At 60.6% G+C, this 6,519-nt stretch carries 5 protein-coding genes; 4 read left to right on the forward strand and 1 reads right to left on the reverse strand.

Features of this window, described 5'->3' with window-relative positions; translation table 11 throughout:
- Window positions 1–8: 8 nt before the first annotated feature.
- Entirely contained in the window at window positions 9–776 is a 768-nt protein-coding gene (locus tag VHE12_12445) for an alpha/beta hydrolase (protein ID HVZ81590.1), read from the reverse strand.
- Window positions 777–994: 218 nt separating this feature from the next.
- On the opposite strand from VHE12_12445, the gene VHE12_12450 reads away from it, so the two are divergent.
- From VHE12_12450 to VHE12_12465, 4 genes are all read left to right on the forward strand, one after another.
- Entirely contained in the window at window positions 995–1,453 is a 459-nt protein-coding gene (locus tag VHE12_12450; GenBank protein ID HVZ81591.1) for a PilZ domain-containing protein, read from the forward strand.
- A gap of 82 nt (window positions 1,454–1,535) precedes the next feature.
- Window positions 1,536–3,308 carry an AIPR family protein gene (locus VHE12_12455; protein HVZ81592.1) on the forward strand — a complete coding sequence of 591 codons (1,773 nt, stop codon included), beginning with the start codon at window positions 1,536–1,538 and terminating at the stop codon, window positions 3,306–3,308.
- Window positions 3,309–3,457: 149 nt separating this feature from the next.
- On the forward strand, window positions 3,458–4,957 hold the full coding sequence (locus tag VHE12_12460) for a hypothetical protein (GenBank protein HVZ81593.1): 1,500 nt from the start codon (window positions 3,458–3,460) through the stop codon (window positions 4,955–4,957).
- Between the two features lie 106 nt (window positions 4,958–5,063).
- The coding region (locus VHE12_12465; GenBank protein ID HVZ81594.1) for an IgGFc-binding protein at window positions 5,064–6,519 on the forward strand (1,456 nt) is incomplete at its 3' end.

The following is a 6,519-nucleotide window of genomic DNA, read 5'->3' on the forward strand; positions in this document are numbered from 1 at the left end:
GACGGGGATCACCTATCGATCTCTTCCCCCAAAAGCTCGAAGAACCGGTCCCGGGCGTATTTCTCCATCCAGGGCGTATGACCGCACCGTTCCAAAAGGACGAAACGGAACTCCCGCAGCACGCGGGCCAAGGGTTCCCGGACGCCGTCCGCGGGATGGGGATCATGGTCCCCATGGACCGCCACCACCGGGCATTGGATCCTTCCGCCCATTTGGAGCAGTTCCCCGCTCTTGCGCAATCCCTTGGCCTCGGGCCAAACCCCCTGATAGATGTCGGGGCTCAATTGGATGCCTTCCGGATTGACCGGAATGGGATCGTAGAAATCCGTGCGGGCCATGATCTCCCCGAAACGGGCAAAGGCGTTGGGATCCTCCATCTTCTGGCTCAATTTCCTCACCTCGGCCTGCTCCTCCCGGCTCAAGCGCTTCAAACGGTTCTCCTGCACTTGCGAGGCGTAATGGTCCTCGAAGGGCCCGCTGGAGACCAGCACCAATTTCCGCACCAAGGAAGGATGCCGGGAGGCCAGGATCCAGCCCAGCCAGGCGCCCCAGGAATAGCCGATCAGGGTGAAAGGATCGTCCCCGTGACTGTCCAGGGCGGTCCGCAACTCCTCCACCTGGCCATCCAGGTTGTCCCGGGTCTGGAGCGGCTCGAGGACCCCCCGATCGGCGGAAAGTTCCTGGGCCACCGGCGCCATTTCGCCGCTGACGCCCGGGCCCCCGTGCAGGACCGCGACGCGAAAAGGTGGAGGGCCGTAAGAGCGGAGGTTGGACATGGTCGCTACCCCTTAGGGCGGATTCACGGCCGGTGCGGATGACGGCTGGAAAGCGGAACGGAACAAAGAAGGACCAAGAAAGGAACGGACCCAGTCTGAGGCAAGGCTCGCTTTGAAGGCAAGGGGATTTGGGCCAAAAATAGGGGACAAGGGTCGATAGCCCGCTTCCGCCAAAAAGAGTAAACTGGCGGCATCAATCCTGCGGATCAAGGATCCTCATGAGTTTTCAGAACGGCTATATGGAACAGCGGCGGCACGAAAGGGTGAACGCCACCCTCAAGGTCACTTACCGCGTCCTCAACCAACAGGAAGGCCATTCGGCCCTGTCCCAATCCCGTTATAGCGAGACCAAGGCCGAGCATCTCCCCGCGCTCTCCCAAAAATTCCAGGTCTACAACGCGGTCACCCGGGACATTTCCGAGGGCGGGCTTTCCGTCATGGGGGACCAGCCCTTCGCCCAGGGCCAGCACGTCGAGGTCTCCATGCTCCTTCCCCAATACAACGTGCCGGTCACCTTCCTGACCGAGGTCATGCGCTCCGGCTCTTTCTTCGAGCTGGGCAAGACCAAATACAACGCGGGCGTGCGGATCCTCGCCGTGAACCGCGAGGACATGGACCGTTTGATGAAGTATCTTTTGGCCGAAAAGCTCAAGCAACAGATGGGCCGCTCCAACTAGGCCTTCGTTTTCCCCGGATTTAACCTTCCCCGATCCGTTCCCTCTTCCTATGGTGATAGTATGAATGGGAGGGGAGGATCGCATGATCACCATCGCTCAAGCCGACATCGACGCCGTCGTCCTGTCCTTCCAAGAAACACCCGGCACCGTCCCCGATAACGCTTTCGCCCTCCTCTACCTGGAGAAGGAATTCAAGCTCACCCGCGAGGAGGCGGCCCAACGGATCTTCTGGGGCCGCAACGACTATGGCGTGGACGCCTTCCACGTCGACCCCCAACTGAAGAACCTTTATCTTTTCCAGTTCCGCTGGTCCCAAGCCCCCATCCTTTTCCGCGTGCCCTACCAGCGCCTGGTGGAGGTGGGCATGGACCGGGTCTTCGGGCAGGCCCCTCCCGGGATCCAGGAGGAACAGTTCTTCCTGCAGTTGAAAAGCCAGATGCTCCATTACCAGGGCGCCATCGACCGGGTCTTCATCCACCTGGTCTTCAACGGCGATCCCCAGGAAGCCGAGCACAGCATGGTCTACGAAAAACTGCGGGAGGACCTGGAGAGCAAGAAATACCTCATCGACCGCTTCTTCGGAAGGCCCGTCACCCTGATCTTCCAGTTCCTCTCCGCCCAGACCCAGAAGGTGGGGGCCATCGCCCACCAACGGGTCACCCACCGCTATCCCCTGCATGTGGCCGAAACCCTGGAGCGGACCGGCCCCGGGGGCGAGATCATGGAACTGGGGTTCGTGCGCCTCATCGACCTTCATTCCATGTTCCAGGAGATGAACTACCGCTTCTTCGAACGCAACATCCGGGCCAGTCTCTCCGAGGACGCTGCCACCAACCGGTCGGTCTATGAGGCCCTGGAAAAACTGGTCCTGAAAGGGGATGCGGATCCGGCGGTCTTCGCCTTCCATCACAACGGGGTGACCCTTTTCGCCGAGCGGATCGACAAGGAAAAGGACGAATTCATCCTCACCGAGCCCCGTCTCCTCAACGGGGCCCAGACCATCACCACCCTGGACCGTTTCCTCAGGGACCACGCCGGGGACCCCCTTTTGAAGGAGAAAGAGGGGGCCCTGCAGGACCTCTGGGTCCTGTGCAAGATCATCACCGATGCCCGTAATGAGTTCGTGTTGGAAGTGGCCATCAACAACAACCGCCAGAACCCGGTCAAGCCCTGGAACCTGCACGCCAATGACATGATCCAGTTGGAACTACAGGACAAGCTCCGGGAGGACCTGGGGGTCTATTACGAACGCCAGGAGAAGGCCTTCTCCAACCTCACCCCCGAGGACCTGGAGGAAATGGAGATCAAGGAGGCCAAGGCGGTGGAGATGCTCAAGCTGGCCCAGACCTTCCTGGCCTCCGATGGCGAGGTGGACCGGATGGGCCGTCTCCAGGAGGTCTTCGAGGAGGAAAAGGACTACGACAAGGTCTTCAGCCCCGAAAGGCTCCAGGCGGATTCCCGCAAGGTCCTCCTTTGCTACAAGGTCCACTACCGCCTCACCCGCCTCATCCGGGAGATCATGGAGAAGGGTGAGAAAAAATACGCCTATATGCGCCGGGCCCGCAACCTGCTGTGGGCGCTTCTCTGCCAAGCCATGCTCAACGACGAGAAGGTCGAGGAATACGCCGGCCGTTTCGGCCGGAACCTTTCCATCGAGAACGATTACGTGGATTGGCTGGCCAAGCTGGCCTCCACCAAGGCCCGATTCCTCATCGCGGCCGTGGTGGAAAAGGAGCCCTATGCCTCCAAGGCCGCCGACGAACGGTACTCCTTCCTTCGGACCAAGGCCCTCTTCGACCAGTGCATGGAACAGGGCAAGAAAAAATTCGGCTGGACACAAAAGGGATTGCTCTGATCCCCAGTTCCAACAGATCGGGCGATATTAAAGGGTTTTTGCGGGCCCATCCTTCCCCCGGATCTTTTTTGATGGCCTATCGCAACCCTCTTTCCAGCCGGTCCGTCCTACAATAAGAAGCCGCCCCACTCCGATTACGAGGATGATCCATGAAAAATATCCGCGTCCGGTCCCTATCCCTTTATGCCCTCGGTCTGCTGGCCTTGGCACTCCAGGGTTGCGGCCTCAAGTGGCAGGTCGTGCAGGACCCCTTCCCGAACTACCACCTCATCGAGCGCCGGGCCAATTTCCAGGACCAACAGATCGGGGATGCCGTCCAGCAGGACCGGCTGGTCCGTCCCGTCGCCCAGGCCCTTTCGGACAACATCGCCTTGGTCCGCCAACTGGCCTGGCAATACCAGAACCCCGAGGGTGGGCAAACCATGGACCTGACCGCCCCGCAGACCCGTTTCCTCGGGATCCTCTTGAACGACAATCAAACCGCGTTGAACGACGCCTTGACCCGGCAGTCCCAATGGGCCGACGCCTTCCAGGGAGGATGGAACTATAACTTCAACTACGCCCCGGACCGCAGGCTCTATATCGCGGTCCTTCACCACCAGTTGGTCGAGCAGGAGGCCATGGTGGAGGATGGCGGGGCCAACGGCTCCCTGAACCAGGCCCAGGTCGCCGAACTGCGGGCCCGTATCCGGGTCATCCGGGAGGCCGAATGGGACGACTACAACAGGAACGGCGGCCTCGACTTGACCCGCGAGCAGATGGAAGAGCTCTCCTCCATGGTGGATGACAACTATCGCTACCTCAAGTTCCGCTCCCAATACCAGGACCGCCGTTGGTCCGGGGACCGTTTCCATTCCTGGGGACAGTACCAAAAGACCTATTCGGCGGCTCCCACGAAGCTTCCGGCATCCTCCCCCACTTTCAGCCATAAATATTGGGATGGACGACCGGTCAAGGCTGCCCTTTTGCACCCGACCCCCACCCCCGTCCACCAAAAGCCTGTCTGGGGTCGACCTTCCCAACCCACGGCAACCCCCGTCCCACCGGCCCCGCCCCCCAGCTTCACCCCGGTCCCACCGGCCCCGACTCCCAGCTTCACCCCGGTCCCTGCTCCTCCGGCTCAAGGGCCCGATCATGACCACGGGAATCAAGGGGATCATGGACTCCATAAAGGTTGGGGCCAGGGCCAAGGGAACCTCGGCAAGGACCATGAAAAGGATGCCCTTTCCGAGGGCCCCCAGGGGAATGACCAAGGCCAGCACAAAGACCAGGGAAAGCACTTGGGCGAGGATCAAAACAAAGACGGCTCGGAGAAAGAACGGGAAGGAAAGGACACCAAGAAGATCAAAGCGGACGTCGTTGAAGAAGGATCTTCCAAGCCCGAAACTAAGTCCGAAAAGGATTCCCCCTGGATCGGCCCCGACGATCTGAACAAGCGTTTCGACGGATTGAAGGAACGCATGAAAAGGACGAAGTTCAAGGGCCCACAAAAGGTCTTCATGAACCATAAGGAGAATGATTTCCGTCAAACCCTGGACCGGGACTTACAAAAGAACTCCCGGAAGGGCCTGACCCAGGACCAAGTGGATCAATTGAACAAGATGCTGGACAATATCGAAAAGGATCTCCCCGCCGAGAAGGATCAATAGTCCTTCCAGCTCAAGGGCGGGCCATGCCCTGGTCCGCCCTTTCATTTTCCAGCGGTTTAACGACCTTTTCCCTTTTAGGTTCCGTCTTTCCGGCCGTTAGGAAAGCATGTTCTTTCACCGGCCCATACCCCTCCGGCCCTTCCTTCTTTATTTACTACTGACCTCTCCCTTGGGCGCCGCCATCACCTCCCAAGGAAGGGATTTTTGGGTCACCTTCCCCCAAGGGAACGGTTCGTCCACATACCCGGTGACCCTCCAGTTCATCATCGCCAGTTCCACGGACAATTCGGGTTCGGTCACCATCCCGGGCCTGGGGTATTCCCAGGCCTTCACGGTAGCGGCGGGATCCGTCACCCAATTCAGTGTTCCGCCCACCGCCGAGGCCAAATTCTCGGACGCCGTCTCGAACCTGGGCATCCATGTGAATGCCGCCAACCCCATCGCCCTTTATGGTTTGAACCAGGTCCAATACGCCAGCGACGGCTACACGGGCCTTCCGGTCGAGGCCCTCGGAACCGACTACATGGTCGGTTCCTACAAGAACGAGATCTATAGCGGCAATTCCCTCCTCAGCACCGAATTCTCCGTGGTGGCCACCCAGGATTGCACCCATGTTTCCATCACCCCCCTCACCACCGTCGCCGGCCATACCGGCAGCGTTGCCTACGCCGTCCTCCTCCAGCAAGGGGAGGTCTACCAACTCCAGGGCCCCACGGTCCCCGACGACCTGACCGGCACCTCCATTTCCTCCGACCGGCCCATCGCGGTCTTCGGGGGACACATCTGCGACTTCGTCCCCGCGGGGGTCCCTTCCTGCAACCATCTCGTGGAGGAATTCTGGCCCCTGCCCTACTGGGGAACCCAGTTCGCGCTGATGAACATGGCCACCCGGGCCCAGGACACGGTCCGCATCATCTCCGCCTCCGCCGCGACGACCGTGACCGTGAACGGTTCCCCCCTCATCCCCCTCCAAAAAGGATGGTCCAATGATCAGACCGCCACCGGACCCCTCTACATCTCCTCCAATCATCCGGTCTATGTGGTCCATTTCTCCGATGGGGGGACCCAGGATAGCGGAGTGACGGCCTATAACGCCGACCCGGCTATGATCTCCATCCCACCCGTGAGCGAGTTCGACCAGGACTATCTCCTGCCCGCCCCCGTGACGTCCTTCGCGAACAACTACGAGAATATCGTCACCAACCACCCCGGCTCGGTCACCCTGGACGGGACCGCCATCGCGGCCGGGTTCTACAGCCCCATCAACGGCGGTCCCTACTACGGTGTCCAGGTGTCGGTCCTGCCCGGTTCCCATCACCTCCACTCCGCTTTCCCTTTTGGGGCCGTGGCCTATGGTTTCGACCAGGCGGACGCCTATGGTTATCCGGGTGGACCTTTTTTCAGTTCCAACACCCCCGTACCCACCGATACGCCGGGGGGCATTTGCAACACTCCCACCCCCACGAACACCCCGACCTCGACGCCGACTCCGACCCCGACGAACACCCGCACCCCCACCTTCACCCGGACCCCGACCAACACGCCTACCCCAACGAGGACCC

The organism is bacterium (genome assembly GCA_035549195.1).
In the GTDB taxonomy this organism is placed as follows: Bacteria; Oederibacteriota; Muellerivitia; order Muellerivitales; family Muellerivitaceae; genus DASZRK01.